Annotated in this window: 15 protein-coding genes and 1 pseudogene; 6 read left to right on the forward strand and 10 right to left on the reverse strand. The window is 65.8% G+C overall.

Annotated elements, in window-relative coordinates:
* Nucleotides 1–39 precede the first annotated feature (39 nt).
* The 3 genes from AC1DD3_RS15725 to AC1DD3_RS15735 all read left to right on the forward strand — a co-directional run bounded on the left by AC1DD3_RS15725 (nucleotide 40) and on the right by AC1DD3_RS15735 (nucleotide 2700).
* Nucleotides 40–753 carry a response regulator transcription factor gene (locus AC1DD3_RS15725; RefSeq protein WP_230117991.1) on the forward strand — a complete coding sequence of 238 codons (714 nt, stop codon included), beginning with the start codon at nucleotides 40–42 and terminating at the stop codon, nucleotides 751–753.
* Between the two features lie 2 nt (nucleotides 754–755).
* Complete coding sequence (locus AC1DD3_RS15730; protein WP_230117923.1) at nucleotides 756–2288, forward strand: sensor histidine kinase; 1533 nt, start codon at nucleotides 756–758, stop codon at nucleotides 2286–2288.
* Nucleotides 2289–2412: 124 nt separating this feature from the next.
* Nucleotides 2413–2700, forward strand: coding sequence for a WXG100 family type VII secretion target (locus AC1DD3_RS15735; RefSeq protein WP_230117922.1), 288 nt, complete (start codon nucleotides 2413–2415; stop codon nucleotides 2698–2700).
* 37 nt (nucleotides 2701–2737) lie between these two features.
* On the opposite strand, the gene AC1DD3_RS15740 is transcribed toward AC1DD3_RS15735, so the two are convergent.
* The 6 genes from AC1DD3_RS15740 to AC1DD3_RS15765 all read right to left on the reverse strand — a co-directional run bounded on the left by AC1DD3_RS15740 (nucleotide 2738) and on the right by AC1DD3_RS15765 (nucleotide 8670).
* Nucleotides 2738–3844: an RNase H family protein gene (locus AC1DD3_RS15740; protein WP_476882056.1), complete on the reverse strand. Its 1107-nt coding sequence runs from the start codon at nucleotides 3842–3844 to the stop codon at nucleotides 2738–2740.
* Nucleotides 3845–4004: 160 nt separating this feature from the next.
* Nucleotides 4005–5633 (reverse strand): chaperonin GroEL, encoded by a 1629-nt coding sequence (groL, locus tag AC1DD3_RS15745; protein ID WP_230117920.1) that lies wholly within the window; start codon nucleotides 5631–5633, stop codon nucleotides 4005–4007.
* A 289-nt stretch (nucleotides 5634–5922) separates the two neighbouring features.
* Nucleotides 5923–7206 carry an ABC transporter substrate-binding protein gene (locus AC1DD3_RS15750; protein ID WP_476882057.1) on the reverse strand — a complete coding sequence of 428 codons (1284 nt, stop codon included), beginning with the start codon at nucleotides 7204–7206 and terminating at the stop codon, nucleotides 5923–5925.
* Nucleotides 7207–7238: 32 nt separating this feature from the next.
* On the reverse strand, nucleotides 7239–7442 hold the full coding sequence (locus AC1DD3_RS15755; protein ID WP_230117918.1) for a cold-shock protein: 204 nt from the start codon (nucleotides 7440–7442) through the stop codon (nucleotides 7239–7241).
* 158 nt (nucleotides 7443–7600) lie between these two features.
* The gene (locus tag AC1DD3_RS15760) at nucleotides 7601–8245 is read right to left on the reverse strand and encodes a LytR C-terminal domain-containing protein (RefSeq protein ID WP_230117917.1); all 645 of its coding nucleotides are present in this window, start codon (nucleotides 8243–8245) and stop codon (nucleotides 7601–7603) included.
* 50 nt (nucleotides 8246–8295) lie between these two features.
* On the reverse strand, nucleotides 8296–8670 hold the full coding sequence (locus tag AC1DD3_RS15765) for a DUF3263 domain-containing protein (protein WP_230117916.1): 375 nt from the start codon (nucleotides 8668–8670) through the stop codon (nucleotides 8296–8298).
* Nucleotides 8671–8784: 114 nt separating this feature from the next.
* Here AC1DD3_RS15765 and AC1DD3_RS15770 point away from each other — a divergent pair, with 114 nt between their 5' ends.
* Nucleotides 8785–9561: a uracil-DNA glycosylase gene (locus tag AC1DD3_RS15770; RefSeq protein ID WP_476882058.1), complete on the forward strand. Its 777-nt coding sequence runs from the start codon at nucleotides 8785–8787 to the stop codon at nucleotides 9559–9561.
* A 45-nt stretch (nucleotides 9562–9606) separates the two neighbouring features.
* Complete coding sequence (locus AC1DD3_RS15775; protein ID WP_230117915.1) at nucleotides 9607–10446, forward strand: siderophore-interacting protein; 840 nt, start codon at nucleotides 9607–9609, stop codon at nucleotides 10444–10446.
* 5 nt (nucleotides 10447–10451) lie between these two features.
* Here the strand turns inward: AC1DD3_RS15775 and AC1DD3_RS15780 are convergent, their stop codons facing one another.
* From AC1DD3_RS15780 to AC1DD3_RS15790, 3 genes are all read right to left on the reverse strand, one after another.
* The gene (locus AC1DD3_RS15780; protein ID WP_230117914.1) at nucleotides 10452–11948 is read right to left on the reverse strand and encodes a threonine/serine exporter family protein; all 1497 of its coding nucleotides are present in this window, start codon (nucleotides 11946–11948) and stop codon (nucleotides 10452–10454) included.
* Nucleotides 11949–11997: 49 nt separating this feature from the next.
* Nucleotides 11998–13071 carry a lipid II:glycine glycyltransferase FemX gene (locus AC1DD3_RS15785; protein WP_230117913.1) on the reverse strand — a complete coding sequence of 358 codons (1074 nt, stop codon included), beginning with the start codon at nucleotides 13069–13071 and terminating at the stop codon, nucleotides 11998–12000.
* A 113-nt stretch (nucleotides 13072–13184) separates the two neighbouring features.
* Complete coding sequence (locus AC1DD3_RS15790; RefSeq protein ID WP_476882059.1) at nucleotides 13185–14018, reverse strand: DNA/RNA non-specific endonuclease; 834 nt, start codon at nucleotides 14016–14018, stop codon at nucleotides 13185–13187.
* Between the two features lie 145 nt (nucleotides 14019–14163).
* On the opposite strand from AC1DD3_RS15790, the gene AC1DD3_RS15795 reads away from it, so the two are divergent.
* Nucleotides 14164–14742: a TspO/MBR family protein gene (locus tag AC1DD3_RS15795; protein ID WP_230117911.1), complete on the forward strand. Its 579-nt coding sequence runs from the start codon at nucleotides 14164–14166 to the stop codon at nucleotides 14740–14742.
* Between the two features lie 4 nt (nucleotides 14743–14746).
* On the opposite strand, the pseudogene AC1DD3_RS15800 reads toward AC1DD3_RS15795, so the two are convergent.
* Nucleotides 14747–15282 (reverse strand): annotated as a pseudogene (locus AC1DD3_RS15800) (L-serine ammonia-lyase, iron-sulfur-dependent, subunit alpha); the annotation flags it as partial.

Here is a 15282-nt window from a genome sequence, read left to right on the forward strand (position 1 = left end):
TTCAGAAAACTCCCAGTTTCTGGGAGCATCATGGGAGATATGAAAAAGAACGGTGCCGAAGCAAAGCTCCTCGTGGTCGATGATGAACCGAACATCCGCGAGCTGCTGTCCACGTCGCTGCGCTTCGCAGGGTTTGAGGTGGTGTCTGCGGGCAACGGGCGCGACGCCCTGGCCGCAGCAGAAGCCCATACCCCCGACCTTGCGGTGCTCGATGTGATGCTTCCGGATATGGACGGGTTCACCGTGACGCGCCGGCTCCGTGCCGCGGGCAAACACTTCCCGGTCCTGTTCCTCACCGCCAAAGACGACACCGAGGACAAAGTCACCGGACTCACGGTGGGCGGTGACGACTACGTCACCAAGCCGTTCAGCCTCGACGAAGTGGTGGCCCGGATCCGTGCAGTGCTCCGCCGCACCCAGCCGATGCTCGACGACGACGAAGCTGTCATCCGCGTGGACGACCTCGAGCTCGACGACGACGCCCACGAGGTGCGCCGCGGCGGGACGGTGATTGAGCTGTCCCCCACCGAGTTCAAGCTTTTGCGGTACCTGATGCTCAATCCGAACCGGGTGCTCTCCAAGGCACAGATCCTGGACCACGTCTGGGAATACGACTTCAACGGCGATGCCTCGATCGTGGAGTCCTACATCTCGTACCTGCGCCGCAAGGTGGACATCGATCCCGAAGCCCCGGCCCTCATCCAGACCAAGCGGGGTGTGGGGTACGTGCTCCGGACAGCAGAAAAGCGCTGATCTTGCTCGAACGTTGGAAGTCCGCCACCCTCCGGTCCCAGCTGGTGGCCATCATGATGGCTCTCATGCTGGTGGCACTCGCCGTGACCGGAGTCGGCACACTGACGTTGTTGCGCAGCTTTCTTGAGGGGCAGGTGGACGACAAGCTCCGGGCCGCCGTCGAGTCCGCCGAGCAGCAGCGGTCCTTCAGCCAGCTCATTGTGCCCAACCCGGTGATCCCCACCGATTACACGGTCACGGTCTATTATCCGGGAGCCGCGGGGCGCAACCTCGATGGAAAGACTCAGGAGCGCCCGGACATCGACCACATCACAATTGATGAGGCCCGGCTGCGGGGGTTCAAGCCGTACCAGGTCCGCGGTACGGACGGTGCAAACTGGCGGGTGGTCGCCGTCAGCATCCTGGACAGCAACCAGCAGAGGGCAGTGGTGGTTGTGGGGCTGCCGCTTTCGCCGGTGGACGAAGTGCTGCGCCATGCCACGCTGGTTGTGGTGGGCGTTGGCCTGTTGACCCTGATCCTCGCCTTCTTCATCGCGTCCTGGATGGTAACCAGGTCGTTCAGGCCACTCGCCCGGGTGGAGAAAACTGCCGCCGCGATCGCGGCCGGTGACTTGTCGCGCCGTGTGGCCGTGGGTAATCCGGCCACGGAGGTGGGCCGCCTCGGACGTTCGCTGAATGCCATGCTGGCCCACATCGAGGCCGCCTTTGCCGCCCGGATGGCATCCGAGGACCGGATGCGGCGCTTCGCGGCGGATGCTTCCCATGAGCTGCGCACTCCGCTGGTGACCATCAGGGGCTATTCCGAGCTCTACCGGCACGGGGCGCTGCAAACTGACGAGGACGTGTCGACTGCCATGGGCAGGATCGAGAGCGAAGCCAAACGGATGGGCTCCATGGTGGAGGACCTGCTCCTGCTTGCCCGGCTGGACGAGCAGCGGCCCCTGCAGGAGAAGCCCGTTGACCTGCAGCTCATCGCCCACGATGCCGTGGTGGACACGCAGGCGAGCGACCGGGACCGCACGATCACCCTGACCGGGCTCGACGGTGGAAACGCCGCGCCGGCACCCGTGCTCGGCGACGAGTTGAAGCTGCGTCAGGTGGTGGGCAACCTGGTGGGAAATGCACTGCGGTACACGCCCGAGGGAACGCCGATAGAGCTTGCCGTGGGTGTGCGAAATGACGAGGACGGTGCGCCGCTGTCTGTCCTCGAAGTCCGGGACCACGGACCCGGTATTCCTGAAAGCGAAGCGCCGAAGGTCTTCGAGCGCTTCTACCGGTCAGACACCTCACGCACGCGGGAAACCGGCGGCAGCGGCCTTGGCCTTGCCATCGTGGCGGCCATCATCGGTTCGCACGGCGGCTCTGTGCGGGTGGAAACCACCGACGGCGGCGGCGCAACCCTGGCGGTCAGCCTCCCGCTCCGGGATGACTCGGAGGACGGCCACCGCGGGGACGGAGCCAGCGAGGACCTGGGCAGCCATAACGATGGGCAGGACCGCGGCAGCCAGGACGACGGGCAGGTTATCCACATATAGGAACCGGCTGTGGTGCGGGCTGCCGTCATGTTCGTAGGCTCGACTCAGCGGACCGGGAGACCGGCCGCTTCTTCCAATACCGGTCCGCGAACCCCGGTTCCGCGCACGTCGAGAGGCCACAGCTATGAGCATCATTTCCGTCGATACCGAACTCCTCCAGGTGAAGTCAGCCAACGTGAAAGCGACAGTTGACCGCATCAGCGCCGACGTCCAGGCGATGAAGCGTGGCCTGGATGAACTCCAAGCCACGTGGCGCGGTTCGGCCGCCACGAACTTCCAGGCGCTCGTCACCGAGTGGACCCTGACGCAGGGAAAGGTGGAGGCGTCCTTGGCGTCCATCAACCTCGCGCTCTCGTCCGCTGCTGCCACCTACGCCCAGGCCGAACAGGGCAACGCCCAGCGCTTCAGCTGAGACGCCCGTCAGGGCGTGGCAGGTCGTCGTGGACCCGTCAGGCCTCCGGGGTGCCCTGGTGGAAGCGGAGGCGCCATTGTCCGCCATCGAGGACCCACAAGGAGCTGCGGAGGGCCGCGCCGGCGCGGGAGTGGCTCCGGTAGGTGAGCAGGATGGTGTCCGCGCCGATCCGGTCGGCACTAATCACCTCCAGCTCGGTCGGACCGCCCGGGCTTTCCTCGAGCGACATCATCATGGCATCGCGGGTCCAAATCCGGCCGGAGCTGCCGATCTCCGTGAACTCCGGATGCAGAAGAACGCCGGTCCGCCCAATGTCGCTGCGCACATCCGGGCGGAGGAGTTCGCGCTCAAGCGCCTCCACGGATTCCTCCGGGCTGGGGCTGCCGGGGGCCGCGGCAAAGGCATCCGCATCCAGTTCACTGAAGAGATCCGGCTCGCTGGCGGCGGACAGACCCATGCCAGCCACGTCGCCGCGGGCTTGCCTTCGGAGGTCCGGTCCGGAGATGTCCTGGCCGCCGAAAAGGTCCAGTTCGTCGGCCTCGTCCGGTCCGGTACGGTCCGGTCGCGTGCGGTCCGGTTCCGTGCTGGCGGGCCCGTCGGTGCTGGCGCCGACGTTCGGCTGGGCGCCGGCGTTCGGCTGGGCGCCTGCCCGGGCCTCCTCTGCGCCGAGCGCCGGCGCTCCGCGGAAGCCGGGCCCGGAGCGTGCGGCCACTCCCTGCTGGAAGGCCACGGCCACGGCCCGGGCGCGCTCGTCGGCCGCTTCGTTCAGGTCATGGCCGGCGTGGCCCTTGACCCATTCGAAGGTGTACTTCCGCCCTGCGAGTTCCTTGTCGATCTCCTTCAGGAGGTCCACGTTCAGCACCGGCTTTCCGTCGGCCTTACGCCATCCCTTGCGCTTCCAGCCCGGCATCCATTTGGTCACCGAGTTGATGACGTACTGGCTGTCGCACAGGATCCGGAGGTCCTCCTGGGGAATGTGGGCCGTAGCGCGGAACAGGTCCAGCACAGCCATCAGCTCGCCCTGGTTGTTCGTTCCGTGCGGCCACCCTCCGGCGCGCCAGCAATCGTCGTTCACGTACCAGGCCCATCCGGCCGGGCCGGGATTTCCTAAAGCCGAACCGTCGGCCGCTGCTGTAATCGTCACGAATCCATCCTGCCAGACCCTGCCGACACTGAATTTCACGCACCGTTCGCGGGCTGCCGGGCCGTTGCGCCGTCAACGGCGTTAACGACAGCGGCGGCCCCACCCGAAGGTGGGGCCGCTGCTGCTCTTACGCGTTATTCAGCGATGGGAAGGCCGGGGGTTAGAAACCGCCCATGCCGCCCATGTCGTCGCCGCCGCCCATGGCCGGAGCGTTCTTCTCCGGCTTGTCGGCTACTACTGCCTCGGTGGTGAGGAACAGGCCGGCAATGGAAGCCGCGTTCTGCAGGGCAGAGCGGGTTACCTTGACCGGGTCGTTGATGCCGGCAGCCAGCAGGTCGACGTACTCGCCGGTTGCAGCGTTCAGGCCGTGGCCTGCGGGCAGGCCGCGGACCTTGTCGACCACAACGCCGGGCTCAAGGCCTGCGTTGAAGGCGATCTGCTTCAGCGGAGCGTCGATGGCAACGCGGACGATGTTCGCACCGGTTGCTTCGTCGCCGGTCAGGTTCAGGTTGGCGAATGCCTTGAGGCCTGCCTGGATGAGCGCAACGCCACCGCCGGCCACGATGCCCTCTTCAACAGCAGCCTTCGCGTTGCGGACGGCGTCCTCGATGCGGTGCTTGCGTTCCTTGAGCTCAACCTCGGTTGCGGCACCGGCCTTGATGACTGCAACGCCGCCGGCCAGCTTGGCCAGGCGCTCCTGCAGCTTCTCGCGGTCGTAGTCCGAATCGGAGTTTTCGATCTCGGCACGGATCTGGGAGACGCGTCCGGCGATCTGGTCGGCGTCGCCGGCACCTTCGACGATGGTGGTCTCGTCCTTGGTGACAACAACCTTGCGGGCGCGGCCCAGGAGCTCGAGGCCGGCGGTCTCCAGCTTCAGGCCGACTTCCTCGGCGATGACCTGGCCACCGGTGAGGATGGCGATGTCGGCGAGCTGCGCCTTGCGGCGGTCACCGAAGCCCGGAGCCTTGACGGCGACGGACTTGAACGTGCCGCGGATCTTGTTGACGATCAGCGTGGCCAGAGCCTCGCCCTCGATGTCTTCGGCGATGATCAGCAGCGGCTTGCTGGACTGCATGACCTTTTCGAGGACAGCAACCAGTTCCTTGACGTTGGAGATCTTGGAGTTGACGATCAGGATATAGGGGTCCTCCAGGACCGTTTCCTGGCGTTCGGTGTCCGTGACGAAGTACGCGGAGATGTAGCCCTTGTCGAAGCGCATGCCTTCGGTGAGCTCCAGCTCCAGGCCGAAGGTGTTGGACTCCTCGACGGTGATGACACCTTCCTTGCCGACCTTGTCCAGGGCCTCGGCAATGAGAGCACCGATTTCGTCGTCACCGGCGGAGATGGAGGCCGTAGCGGCGATCTCTTCCTTGGTTTCGATTTCCTTGGCGTTGTCCAGCAGTTCGCGGGTTACCGCTTCAACTGCCTTCTCGATGCCGCGCTTGAGGGACAGCGGGTCAGCGCCGGCCGCGACGTTGCGCAGGCCTTCCTTGACCAGTGCCTGTGCCAGCACGGTAGCCGTGGTGGTGCCGTCGCCAGCGACGTCATCCGTCTTCTTGGCAACTTCCTTGACCAGCTCGGCGCCGATCTTCTCGTAAGGGTCGTCCAGCTCGATCTCCTTGGCGATGGAAACACCATCGTTGGTGATCGTGGGGGCGCCCCACTTCTTTTCGAGGACGACGTTGCGTCCACGCGGGCCGAGGGTGACCTTGACGGCGTCGGCGAGGATGTTCAGACCCCGCTCAAGACCGCGGCGTGCCTCTTCATCAAATGCAATGATCTTGGCCATAACGGCAGTAGTCCTTTCGGGACAGTCGTTAAGAATGAACCTCGCTGCGGTGCCCGCGACGGACGATCTTTCCTGCAGGCCTCTGTATGCCGGCAGTACGGATCTCACCCCAACCAGGTGTTTCTTTCGCTCCATGCACGGCCGCCGGCCTCGCTGACGGCCTAAACCGGGCGATGCCTTAGCAGTCGATACGCAGGAGTGCTAATCAATAATTAGCACTCCCCCGGGGAGAGTGCAAGCAGTAGGCGCGAAATTCCGGGAGCTTGCGTGCCCGCTTCGCTCCCAGCGATTAATCAGCGGTCCGGCTGGCCGTTTCACTCCCGGTGAGTTTCGCCTTGTTGTCAGCGCCGTAGGTGAACACCATGTAGTTGGCCACTGTGACCTCGCCGTCCGCATCGAACCGGACCGGCCCCGACTCGCCGTCGTAGTCAACCGCGGTTCCGGCTTTGACAGCGGCGAGGCAATCCTTGTACGTCCTGCATGCGGACGGCTTGCCGGCGGGTTGTGTTGCCGCGCCGGAGGCGCCTCCCGAGACGGAGATCAGCTTCGCGGCCACCGATGCACCGGCGTCGTCATCGGCGGCGGCAGCGGCAAGGGCCGCAAGGTTCACCGCGTCGTAGGTTTCCGCGGCGTAGGTCATGTCCTTGAGGCCTGCGTCCACCGCCACGAGTTCACCCTGCAGGTGCGCGGAGGGGAAGACTCCGGGGACGATCCCGTGGGCCCCGTCCAGCGCCTTGGAGGCAAGGTCCGAACCGTACTGCTTGAAGGCGCCGTCGGCCAGGACCAGCTTCTTTCCTGACAGCCCGGCATTGTTGAGTTCGGCAATGGCGCCCTGTGCATCTTCACGGGCAACCACGACGACGGCGTCCGGGGCGGCATCGCGGGCAGCCGCTGCCGCTTTCTGGGAGTCGCCCGGTTTGAAGCCAGCCACTGTCACAGGATCCAGCCCTGCGCTCTTCGCGGCTGCCGCCACGGCCGCCGACACTTCCGTGCCATAGGCGCCGTCCTCGTGGACCACAGCGATGCTCTTGGCGCCGCCGTCCTTGGCCAGCTTCACCAGCACGGCTGCCTGCGCAATGTCGGCGGCCGCGGTACGGAAGTAGTATCCGCCGCTCTTGTAGGTGTTCAGCTGCCAGGCAGTGTTGGCGGGTGAAATGAGCGCCACCTTTGCCTTGGACAGCACGTCGATGGCGGCCGGAGCGTGGCTCGAATCGGTGGGGCCGATCACCACGTCCGCTTTCGCGTCCACGAGTTCCCGCGCCTGGGCGGCGGTGTCAGCGCTGACTTTTTCCGGCAGCAGCTCCACGGGCTTGCCCTTGTGGCCGCCGGCGGCGTTGATCTCTTGGATGGCGAGTTTGGCGGCCGCCAGCTGTGCACCGTTCAGGAACGCCTGACCGCCGGTGTTGTCCAGGATCAGCCCGATCCGCAAGGTGCCGTCGCCGCTGGCCTCGACAGATGCTGTCCGGGCATTTCCGGCTGATCCGGAGCACGCACTCAGCGCCACAACGGCTGCAGCACCCCAGGCGGCGGCGCGGGCGGATGGCCAGCTGCCGGTCCGCCGTCGGGCTGTCACGGGGGCAAGGCTGCGGGCGGCGGGGAACACCACTATGCGGGCCGGACGCTTTCCGCCTGGGGGCCTTTTTCGCCTTCGCCGACCTCAAGTTCAACGCGCTGGCCCTCATCGAGCGCGCGGTAGCCATCACCCTGAATGGCAGACCAGTGCACGAAGACGTCATCGCCCGAGCCGTCAACTGTAATGAAGCCGTAGCCCTTTTCGGCGTTGAACCACTTCACGGTTCCCAATGCCATGATCTCCACACTTTCAGATTGCTTCCGTAAGGCCCACCTCAGCGTGTGCCGTGAATTACGCTTCGAAGCCTGAAATCACTCTATCCACTGGGGCCCGCCAGGAGGCAGACATACAGCCGGAACCGGAGGCAATAGTTATTCAGGCGTAACTCAAATCGTCACTGGAATCCGGGGCCGAGCACCACGGCAACGGGGGTCTGGAACTCTGCACTTTCCACGAACGTCGTGATGTTCAGCAGGGCCCCGATGGCCTCGGCGCTGGCCTTGTGCGCCGCATCTGAGTAGAAGATGACCGACTGCTGCTGGGGCGCGCCCTGCCAGTTGGCCACCTGGCCCAGGGCCCAGCCGTCGGCCTGGACCGTGGCGCCCACCCGGCCCGCGAGTCCGGACGTCAGCGTGCCGTTGTAGACCGAAACGGGGAGGGTTTTGTCCACAGTTGACCCGAGAGCCTGGGCCGCTGCAGGAGCTGTGGCAGAGGGCGATGATGACGGGGTGGCGGAGGGCGAAGCGGCGTTCGAGGCGCCGGACGCCTTCACCGCCGTGGACGGCTTGGCTGAGGAAGTCGCTGACGGCGTCGACGACGGGGCGCCTGCGGCGTTGGCTGACGACGGGCTAGCAGCGGCCTGGAACCCAAGTTGCGGCAGCAGGAGGAACGCGACCAGGCCGACGGCAAGGGCGCCGATCCCCACGCTCAGGATGGGCCACAAACGCGGGCGGGACGGCGCCGAAACGGCACGGTGTACGCCCTGCCGGGAAGAGGCTTCAGGGACCCTGTCGAATTCGTCCCGAGCATAATTGGTCATGGTAAAGCGACGTCCTTGTTGGTCTTCTGCCGGCGGTTCGGCACTAACGATTACGCGTCAGACCCCAGGCGGCGTGCAGTGCGGGCCCGCTGACGTGACGTACGTAGTCTACGCAATCTCTTCACCAGCATGGGGTCGTGGGCCAGCCCAGTCTCAGTATCGATCAGTGCATTGAGGATCTGGTAGTAGTGCGTCGCTGAGAGGTCGAACAGTTCGCGGATGGCCTGTTCCTTGGCGCCGGCGTACTTCCACCACTGCCGTTCCAGCGCCAGCATCTGCTGCTCACGCTCACTCAGCGGCGAGTCCCGTAACTGGAAGTCATCCAGCAGCGAGCCGCGCCGCGGTCCGGTGTTCTGCGCCTGGTCCGCCTGCGGGTTCGGCGCCGCATGCTGTTCTGCGAGATGGTCCTGCAACGGCTCCGCCACTGCATCCTCCTTCGCTGAATCCGGTAAAAGTCCACCACCCATGTTACGGACGAATAACAGCGTTGTCATTTACGCCGTGTGACGTGGGTGGCGCAGAGGGCGGCTGCTGGGAGAATGGGTGCTGTGACTGAACCTGAACCCTTGTTTGAGCTGGGGGCAGCCGAGACGGAGACCCTTGGCTTCGCCGAGATGGCCGGGATGCCCCTGATTGAACTTATGGCTCCTGACTGGGCCGGGGCGCTGGCCGCGGTGGAGGGTGAGCTGAGGTCGGTGCTGTCCTTCCTGGCCGGTGAGGTGGCGGCGGGGCATGCGGTGCTGCCGACGCCGTCGAACGTCCTCAGGGCTTTCCGCCAGCCTCTGGCGGATGTGCGGGTGCTGATTGTGGGCCAGGATCCGTACCCCACGCCGGGCCACGCAGTGGGCCTGGCCTTCTCCGTGGACGGCCGGACACGGCCCATCCCCCGCAGCCTGGCGAACATCTACAAGGAACTTGAATCCGACCTGGGGCTTCCGGCAAGGGTCCACGGCGACCTCGGTGCGTGGGCCGGCCAGGGCGTGCTGCTGCTCAACAGGGTCCTGAGCGTGCGCGGGGGCGCCGCCGGCTCACACCGCGGAAAAGGCTGGGAATCCATCACGACGGCGGCGGTCACCGCCGTGCTTGCGCGTCGGACGGCTGATGGCGGCAGGCTCCCGCTGGTAGCGGTGCTTTGGGGAAAGGACGCCGAAGGCGTGCGCCCCCTGCTCGGCGACACCCCGGTGGTGGCCAGCGTCCACCCCAGCCCGTTGTCTGCATCCCGCGGGTTTTTCGGCTCCAGGCCCTTCAGCCGGGCCAATGAATTATTGCAGGAGCAGGGCGACGGCGGAGTTGACTGGGAACTGCCCGTTCTGTGACGCCCCGATGCAGCCGGGCAGGCTACTTAGCCTACGCTTACTTTCATGACTTCTGTTCCAGCCGCGACGTCCGCCACGCGGAAATCCCGCCCCCAGATCAACCTGACCGTCATCAGGCGCGAGCAGCTTTCCGCGCACATGGTGCGGATTGTGGCGGGCGGCGACGGGTTCGCGGATTATGTGAACAACGGCTTCGTGGACAGGTACGTCAAGATTGCCTTCCCGCAGCCGGGCGTGGAATATCCGCAGCCGCTGGATCTGTGGGCCGTCCGCGAAACGATGCCGCGGGAGCAGTGGCCACACACCCGGACCTACACGGTCCGGTGGGTGGACGAGGCTGCACGTGAGCTGGCCATCGACTTCGTCATCCACGGTGACGAAGGGCTGGCAGGTCCCTGGGCCGCTTCCGCCCAGTCCGGCGACAGCATCATCTTCACCGGCCCGGGAGGCGGCTACAACCCGGATCCCGCGGCCGACTGGCATCTGCTGGCCGGCGACGAGGCGGCTCTGCCCGCGGTGGCCGCCGTCATCGAATCCCTGCCGTCGGACGCCCGCGGGCTCGCGTTCCTGGAGGTGGAGTCCGACGCCGACATCCAGGCGATTGCCGCCCCCGCGGCCCTCCAGCTGGTCTGGCTTCCACGCGAAGGCGTCCCCGCCGGGGGCAGCGAACTGCTGGTCAACGCCGTGCGGAATGCCCAGTGGCCCGACGGCCGGGTGGATGTCTTTGCGCACGGCGAACGGGGCTACATGAAGGGCCTGCGAGAGGTGCTGTTCCGGGAACGCGGGCTGGAGCGCAGCCAGGTGTCTCTGTCCGGCTACTGGGCCAAGGGCCGGGTGGAGGACGACTTCCAGGCCGAGAAAAAGCTGCCGATCGGGAAGATCTAGCGGCGCTAGCGGCGCCGTGCCCGCCGTCGTTCGTTGCTCGCCAGGCTCCGGGTCAGCGGCCTGGCCAAGGTGTCGCCGAGCACAATCCCGCCGGCAACGCCGAGCACAATCGCCCCGGCGTTGAGCATGCCGCCGGCACCGAGCAGGATCTCCGATTCCTCAATCGTCAGCACATACATCGAGCGGAAGATGGTGAGCCCGGGCAGGAGAATCAGTGCCGCCGGAACGGCGACCACCAGCTGGGGTGCGCCCATTTTCAGCGCCACCACGCGGGCCAGCAGCCCAATGACCACGGCTGCCAGCGCCGGGGCAAAACGGGGACCAATGCCGATGGCTTCTCCCCAGATAAGGACAAGGTGGCCCACCACGCCCACGGCCGCCGTCGGGAGCAGCAGCTTCCAGGCCGTCTGCTCCGTGATGCCGATGGCCACGACGGCAATCGCCACCAAGACGACCTGTACCCACAACACATACGCGGGAGGGAACGTCTCGGTCACATTGATGGTCTCCATGCCGGTCATGTCACCGACCACAAACGCGACGGCAATCCCGGCAACAAGCGCGCCGAAAGTCAGCATGGTGGACAGGAACCGGCCGGCCGCCGTGACGGGGAAGCCATTGATCGCATCCTGGACCGAAGACACGAGGCGCCCGGTGGGCAGCAACAGCAGGATGCCGCCCACCACCACGATGGCCGGCGCGATCTGGATCCCTGCCAAGGGGCCGAACCGCCACAGGAGCAGCGCGACAAAGGTGACCACGAAGGAACAGGCGGCCGTGATGAAGAAGTCAGGCACCCGCCACCGGCCCAGCTGCCGTGCCAGCAGGCTGATCAGCAGGTTCGAGCCGAAGGCAATGGCGGACGCTCCCGGTCCGCCGCCCAGCACCCCGACGAAAACCGCGGAAAAGACGCCGAACGCCACCGTGACCATCCAGCGGGGAAAAGGCTTGGGGCTGCGGATGATCTCGTCGAGCCGGCGGATAGCCTCGTCCCTGCCGACGCCGCCGGCCACGATGTCAGTCACCAGCTGGTGGACCTTGGCCAGCCCCGCGTAGTTGTTGGTCCACGAGCGGACCACCCGCAGAAGGGCGATGGGCGTCTGTTCCTTGGGCGCGTAGTTGATGGCCACCGACTGGTTGGTGATGTCCACTTCGATGTTCTTCAGGCCCAGCGCCGCAGTGACCGCGATGATGCTGGTCTCCACTTCGAGGGCACCGGCCCCATACCGGAACATTGATTCGGCCAGGTGCAGGGCGAAGTCCATGGTCTTCCGGGCCGAGGTGTCAACGCCGCTGACCTGGATCATCGGGTTGGCGTAGGGGCTCCCGGCGAGCCGGTCCACGATGCTCAGCGGCGCCGTCGGCGGGTTTTCCCCCTGGACCAGCCGGCGGAGCATGCGCTTGGCCGCCGCATTCTGGTGCAGCTGGGAAGGCGAGAGCGGTTCCGTCTTGGGCAGTCCGTCGGTATGCGGCCTGTTGGCTCCGCGGGGTTGTTTGGTCATTCCGGCCTCCCTCCGTGCAGTGCCGCTGATCTGGGCATAATTGGCTGTCTTAGTAAAATTGCTGTCCGGTCCGGCGGGTATACACCTGCCGCGCCACCCGCTCGCCCGCGGCCATCCACGCCCTGTATTTCAGTGGGCTGATGACCTGGTCGTAGCAGCCCACGAAGTCGGTGACGGTCTTGCTGAAGCTGGTCTTGAACAGGCCGAGTCCGTGGAACGGGTTGGACTTGTCCTTGAGCTTGTCACTCGGCGGGGTGCCACAGAAGTCGTATTCCGTGCAGCCAAGTTCCTTGACCTGATTGATCGCTGTCCACTGCACCAGGTGCGAATCGCCGTACTGGCTGCGTTTCTGGAGGGAGCCGCCGTCCTTGTAGGTGCCCTTGCGGCCGTAGTTGATCACGAAGGCGCCCACTGAGGGCGCGCCGTTCTCGTAGACGAACAGGAGCCTGCCCTGGCCGCGCTTGATGAAATTGGTCCAGAACTGGCTGTAGTACTCGTACTCCCGGACCCGGACCTGGGACTTCGCCTCGACCGTCGTGGTCATCAGCCCGTACATGGCGCGGAAATTCTCCTCGGTGGGCTCCACGTTCCGCACCTCGACGCCCTCACGCAGGGCGCGGCGTACCGCGTTGCGGCCACGTGAGTGCAGGTTCCGGAGCAGCTGGTTCTCTTCGGGGGAAATATCCAGGAGCGCGGTGGAGTCGTTGGGCTGCAGGTTGTGGGTCTTGACCAGCCCCGCCCCTTCGATGGCCTGACGGGCTGAGTCGGTGAGCACGATGTCCGGTTCGATCTTGATGGCGAAAACGCCGAGCCGCGCCCTCTTGACGAAGTCCGCGTTGGCCCTGGCGATACCGGAAATATCCTCGACGTCGGCCACGTCGGGCCCCTTGATGAGGTACCAGAGTTTACCCAGCACCGGAAAGGTCTTTTCCAGGACCAGGTTGTAGCTCGTGTAGTCGGCTGTTTCGTAGACGAGGTGGAGGGGTTTCCAGCCGAAGTGCTGTTTGACGTCGGCGAAGGCCTCCGACTGCAGCAGGTTTCCGCCGTTCGGATTCGCGGTGACGTGGGAATCCCAGTTGGCGACCTCCTCGGAGGAGGCAAAGCGGGCAGTGAATTCTCGCAAGTGTGCCGTGTCCAATCTTCGCGTACGTGTCTGCAGCTGGTGCCCGGTGAGGCAGCCTCAAGTCTATCCGCCGTGTCTGGCTGCGGGCTTGATACACCCGGGCGCCGCCCTGCTCAGAGCCGTATTTGCGCCGTGTCCGTGAGCAACATCGCATTGCTGTCCGGGCGTGGCCCATTCGGACTGGCAATGAAGCGGTCGGCGTCTTCCAGCTGCGTGAGCGGCATTCCGGACAACGCTGAAATCTGCCGCACGGGCACCTGGAAGGTCCGGAAGGGCCCAAGGGGCGGGGGCTCGTCCGCCAGCAGCCGTTCCGTGATGGCCCGGGCCAGCTCCTCCTTTCCCAGCAGGGGCGACTGATCGAGCAGGAATCCCGCGGCGGCCAGCTGTCCCTCCATGGTCCAGACGGCGATCTTCCAGAATTTACGGGGTATCTGCACTCCCCTGTACGGCAGATCGTCATCTGCCAGGACCGGGCCGGTGAAAACGCTGATCCTGGCGTCGTACTGTTCCGCGTGGTTGAGCACATGGTCCTCAAGGCCCCGCCACAGTTCCACTCCCTGGTTGAAGTCCGAGGCCTGGGGAGCGGCGTTGGAGTAGGTGAACGTGTCCTGGTTGGCCGTCCGCGCCGTGGTTTCATCGCCCCACACGGGGTCAAGGCGCCGGACCAGATGCCCGCGGTCCAGGTCATTATTCTGGTAAACCTCGGGGCCGGCCTGCACGTTCCGCGGAACCCTGGTGTCAAAATGCCAGATTCCCTCACGGGCCAGCGGCACGAGTTCGCTCCCGTTGATATTGACGGCGGCCACTACGGCCAGTCTGCGCGCAGCTCGAAGCCGGATGGAGAAGTGCGTGTAGTCCAGGAGGATGGTGGAACCGGCGGGTGCGGGCAGTTCGACAGAGACCCGCAGAAAGTCGGGAACATATCCGCCGCCGCCAGTGCTCAACATAGCTCAATGGTGGCACCCGGGACTGACACTGTGGAGTGCTCGAACGGTGCGGCGCTGCCCGGATGCGGCGGGTGCGGCTGGTGCGGCCGAATCCTCGGGCGAAGGCTCCCTTGACTCTGGCTCTTCCCGTGGCAAGTGTTGAACCATGGCGACGAAAGACCACGGACCGGTTGCCCCCGAGCGCCGCGATCCGCACGGCCGCAGGGGAACAACCGTCCAGCTGGCCGCGCTCCTGCTGTTCCTGGCTGGCTCCGCGCTGGTGGCCCTCCTCGGTTCACAGGCCACCATCACCAACGTCGACGGCTGGTACGCCTCGGCCAGCAAGGCGCCGTGGTCCCCACCCAACTGGGTGTTCGGACCCGTGTGGACGCTGCTCTACACCGCCATGGCGGTGGCCGCGTGGCTCGTCTGGCGCCGCCAGGCTCCCCCGGCCCGGTCAACCGGAACTCAGATCCCCGCAACCCGGACAGCGCTCACCGTGTACGGCGTTCAGCTGGCCCTGAACCTGGCATGGACGCCCGTGTTCTTCGGTCTCTATCCGGCGCTAGGCACGGCCGCGCTCTGGCTGGCACTGGCGATCATCCTCGCCCTCGCCCTGGCTGTGGCCGCGACAGTGCTGTGCTTCGGCCCGATCAGCCGCGCCGCCGGATTGCTGATGCTGCCCTACCTGTCGTGGGTAGTCTTCGCCGCGAGCCTGAACCTCTGGGCAGCCGTCAACAACTAACTGCTCAGCACTCCACCACGTTGACGGCGAGTCCGCCCATGGCCGTTTCCTTGTATTTGGAGCTCATGTCCCGGCCGGTCTCCCGCATGGTAACGATCACTTCGTCGAGGGACACCCGGTGCGAGCCGTCGCCCCAGAGCGCCATCTTGGCGGCGTTGATGGCCTTCGCTGCCGCGATCGCACCACGACGTCGTCGCGGTCCTGCTGCGTGGCCTGGTCCATGCCCGGGGCGAAGTGCAGCGCGTAGTACAGCACAGCCGGGATGATGCCCGCGGCCCCGTTCGTGGGCGCAGTCACCACSCKGCCGCCGGAGGCGTTTTCCTCGTTCACGGCCAGGGCAATCAGGTTGACCCATTCCTGCCAGTACTTCGGGTCCCGGAAGCCGGGATCATGGTCCCGGCTTTCCTTCAGGAGCCGCTCGTGCCAGTCGGGAGCACGACGGCGGACCTTCAACCCGCCGGGCAGCAGCCCCTCGCGCTTGAGGCTGGTCTCCACGCAGCCCTCCATCACCGAGTAGATGTGAAGAAGCCCTTCGCGGAT

This window comes from Arthrobacter sp. 05T444, assembly GCF_056395905.1.